This is a genomic window from Rhizobium sp. BK049 (assembly GCF_014193135.1).
GTDB lineage: Bacteria > Pseudomonadota > Alphaproteobacteria > Rhizobiales > Rhizobiaceae > Rhizobium.
This window is the reverse complement of the sequence record NZ_JACHYV010000061.1, coordinates 1-3,757: the sequence shown is the minus strand read 5'-3', so window position 1 is coordinate 3,757 and position 3,757 is coordinate 1. Positions and strand designations below refer to the sequence as shown.

2 protein-coding genes are annotated in these 3,757 nt (G+C 62.5%); both read left to right on the top strand.

What is annotated here, in order from left to right; genetic code table 11:
• The coding region (locus tag FHT70_RS29930; protein ID WP_183706737.1) for a thiamine phosphate synthase at positions 1 to 283 on the top strand (283 nt) is incomplete at its 5' end.
• A 67-nt stretch (positions 284 to 350) separates the two neighbouring features.
• Entirely contained in the window at positions 351 to 3,371 is a 3,021-nt protein-coding gene (locus FHT70_RS29925; RefSeq protein WP_183706736.1) for an FAD-binding and (Fe-S)-binding domain-containing protein, read from the top strand.
• The last annotated feature ends 386 nt before the right edge of the window (positions 3,372 to 3,757 follow it).

Below are 3,757 nucleotides of genomic sequence, written 5' to 3'. Positions count from 1 at the left end.
GCCGGATTACGTTGCGCTCGGACCGGTCTGGCCGACGATTCTCAAACAGATGAAATGGGCGCCGCAAGGCATTGAACGTGTTGCGGACTGGCGCCAGCGTGTCGGCGCGATACCGCTCGTCGCCATTGGGGGGATCACTGCCGAACGCGCGCCGCTGGTGCTGGAAAAAGGCGCCGATAGTGCTGCCGTGGTCACCGATATCACCCGCAACGCGGATCCCGAGGCCCGCACGCGACAGTGGCTGGCCGCGACCGCGCCATGGCGGCCCGCGAAAGAGGTATGAAAGGGTTGATCTTGCCGACAGCGCGGAAACCTTTAATGCTGCTCTGGCGTTTCGGCAGCGATAAAAAATGATCCCTCGTATCAAGACTAGAGAATCGTCACTTCTTCCCGGAGCCGGCGTCTTCGAGCGGCTGCTCGAGGCGGGCTTTGCGGGTGATATCGAAACCAGCGCCGCCTCGCGCACCGTTCTTTCGACGGACAACTCGATCTATCAGGTAGAGCCGGCGGGGATCCTCTTTCCCAAGGATATCGAGGACATGAAGACCGTGATGCGGGTCCTCTCCGAAGACCCGTTCCGCGGTCTGCGCGTCGTCGCGCGCGGCGGCGGCACCGGCACCAATGGCCAATCGCTGACGGACGGCCTCGTCGTCGACTGCTCACGGCATATGAACCGGATCCTGGAGATCGATCCGGTGCGGCGTGTCGCTCGCGTCGAAGCCGGCGTCGTCAAGGACCAGCTCAATCGCGTCCTTGAGGATCATGGCCTGTTCTTCGCACCGGAACTTTCGACCTCCAATCGGGCGACGATCGGCGGCATGGTCTCGACCGATGCCTGCGGCCAGGGCTCCTGTCTCTACGGCAAAACGAGCAACCATGTGCTCGGCCTCAGGATCGTCCTGACCGACGCAACGGATTGGTGGTCGCGTCCTCTCGACGACGTGTCTCTCGCCGAAATCAAGTCACGCGGCGACCGCGTCGGGGAGATCCATCGGACGATCGACGGCATTGCGCGCGATAAGCGCGAGCGCATCGAGGAAATTTTTCCGCGCCTGAACCGCTACATGACGGGTTATGACCTCGCGCATATCCGCCGCGAGGACGGACGCTTCGATCTCAATGCGATTATGTGCGGCTCGGAAGGCACGCTGGCGATGATCGCCGAGATCGAGCTCAATCTGTTGCCGATCCCGAAATATGCGGCGCTGGTCAATATCCGCTATGACGACTTCAAAACAGCCCTCGAAGACGCAAGGTCGCTGACCGCGCTGAATGTCGCCTCAGTGGAGACGATCGACGAGAAGGTGCTTGGCCTTGCCAAGGACGACATCGTGTGGAGCGGCATCGCCCGGTTTTTTCCGGACGATCCGCGCGGCGCGGCCAACGGCATCAATATCGCTGAGGTGTTGGCCGACGAACCGATGGAGTTGGAACAGAAGCTCATGGCGGTGACGTCGGCACTGGCCGGCGCCGATGTCGTCCGCAACATCGGCCTTACGATCGCCCGGGAGAAAGCGGACGTCGAGGCGATATGGGCCATGCGCAAGCGCGCAGTCGGCCTTCTCGGCAGTGTCGAAGGCCCGGTGCGCCCGGTGGCTTTCGTCGAGGATACTGCCGTCCCTCCCGACAATCTCGCCGCCTATATCCGCGAATTCCGCGCGCTCCTCGATGCCGCGGGCGTCTCCTACGGCATGTTCGGGCATGTGGATGCGGGCGTGCTTCACGTGCGGCCGGCCCTCGACCTGACGCGGGACGACCATGTCCCGCTCATCCGGGAAATCACCGACGCGGTGGTGGCGCTTACCCGCAAGCATGGCGGCGTTCTCTGGGGAGAGCACGGCAAGGGTGTGCGGTCAGAATATGTGCCGGAATTCTTCGAGGATCTCTATCCTAGCCTTCAGCAGATCAAAAAGGCGTTCGATCCGGAGAACCGCCTCAATCCGGGCAAGATCGCCACACCCGGCGATGGCGCACTGATGAAGATCGACGAGGTTCCCTTGCGTGGAAGCGTCGACCGCATCATTGGCAACGAGATCCGCGCAGCCTTCGACAATGCGGCCTATTGCAACGGAAACGGCGCCTGTTTCGATTTCGACGAGACCAGCCCGATGTGCCCGTCCTACAAGGCAACCCGCAACCGGCTTTACTCGCCGAAAGGGCGCGCCGCTTTGATGCGGGAATGGCTGCGGCTGCTCGTCGAGCAGGGCATCGATCCCCGTAAAGAAGCGGTTCGGCTCCGCAATTCCAACAAGGCGATCGGGTTCATCAGACGGGCGTTCAATTCGCTGAACCCGGCCAACCGCTCCGATTTTTCGCACGAAGTGCGGGCCGCCATGGATACCTGCCTTGCCTGCAAGGCCTGCGCCGGTCAATGTCCCGTCAAGGTCAGCGTCCCGGCGTTCCGGTCGAAGTTCCTGAACCTCTATTACGGCCGCTACCTCAGGCCGCTGAAAGATCCGCTGGTGGCCGGCATCGAGACGACGTTGCCGCTGATGGCGCAGATCCGTCCTCTCTACAATCTCCTTTCCGGAACGGCTGCCGGCCGCGCGGCGATGAAGCTTGTCGGCCTGACCGCGCTGCCGAAGATGCCGCCGGCATCGCTGGCCGGCCTCGGCGTCCCCGTCGCCGACGCGGAGCAGATTGTGACGATGTCTTCCGAGGCGCGCGCCCGCACCGTCGTCTTCGTTCCCGATGCCTTCACCGCGCAATTCGACCCCAAAGTGGTCGTCGCCGCCGTCGAGGTCGCCCGCAAGCTCGGCCTTGTGCCGTTGATCGCGCCGCCGCTCACCAACGGAAAGGCGCTGCATGTGCACGGTTATCTCGACCGCTTCGAAAAGGCGGCCGCCGCGACCTCGCGCTCTCTGGATCGTTTGGCGAAAACCGGCGTGCCGCTTGTCGGGCTGGACCCGTCCATGACCCTTGCTTATCGCAGCGAGTACAAGACCCTGCCGAAAGGGCCATCCCACGCATCCGTGCTGCTACCGCAGGAATGGCTCGCCGCAAACGGCAGGAACCTGGCGGAGGCGATCCGGCGGCAGGCCGGGGCGACGGTCCGGCTTCTGCCGCACTGCACCGAACGCACCAACATGCCCTCGGCGGTCGCGCAATGGAAAGCAGTCTTCCGCAGCCTCGGCATCGAGCTGCAGGTGGCCGACGCCGGCTGCTGCGGAATGGCGGGAACGTTCGGCCACGAAGTCCGCAACAGAGAGATTTCCGAAAAGCTCTATACGATGAGCTGGGCACAGATCACCGCCGGCGAGGAAGGGACCGTGGTCATGGCGAGCGGCTATTCCTGCCGGTCGCAGGTCAAGGAAATAGACCGCAGGACGATCCCCCATCCTCTGGAAGTCATCCGGGATCTGTTAGGTTGAAAACCCGGGTGCCGCAGGCAAGCAGCGAGACCGTGGAGTAGGATCGCGGTCGGTTTCGCGGCTATCCGAAACGAAGCTGCGGCGTCTCGCAGGGAAAGAGCCCGCACGCCAGTGCCGGCCTGCTGACAAACCACTGCAAAACCCGCGCCTCATCCCAGGATTTGTGCCGAGGATCTGCGCGGGCCGTCAGATGCTCGACACCAGGCCGAGCACGACGCATGGCGATGTTGAACAGCTCACCACATGAATCAAGTTCCATAATTCAGCTTATGCCAGATTCGCCTGTAAGAGGGGTACATTCTATTTCCAAGTGCGACATGCCAATGATTTCAATGGCTTCACTTTGGAGATTTTGGCATGTCCCGATGCTATACGCAGCTTGCCCT

What these genes read in the sequence shown, in the direction of transcription:
- FHT70_RS29925 (WP_183706736.1), top strand. Translation starts at nt 351, where the DNA reads ATGATCCCTCGTATCAAGACTAGAGAATCGTCACTTCTTCCCGGAGCC.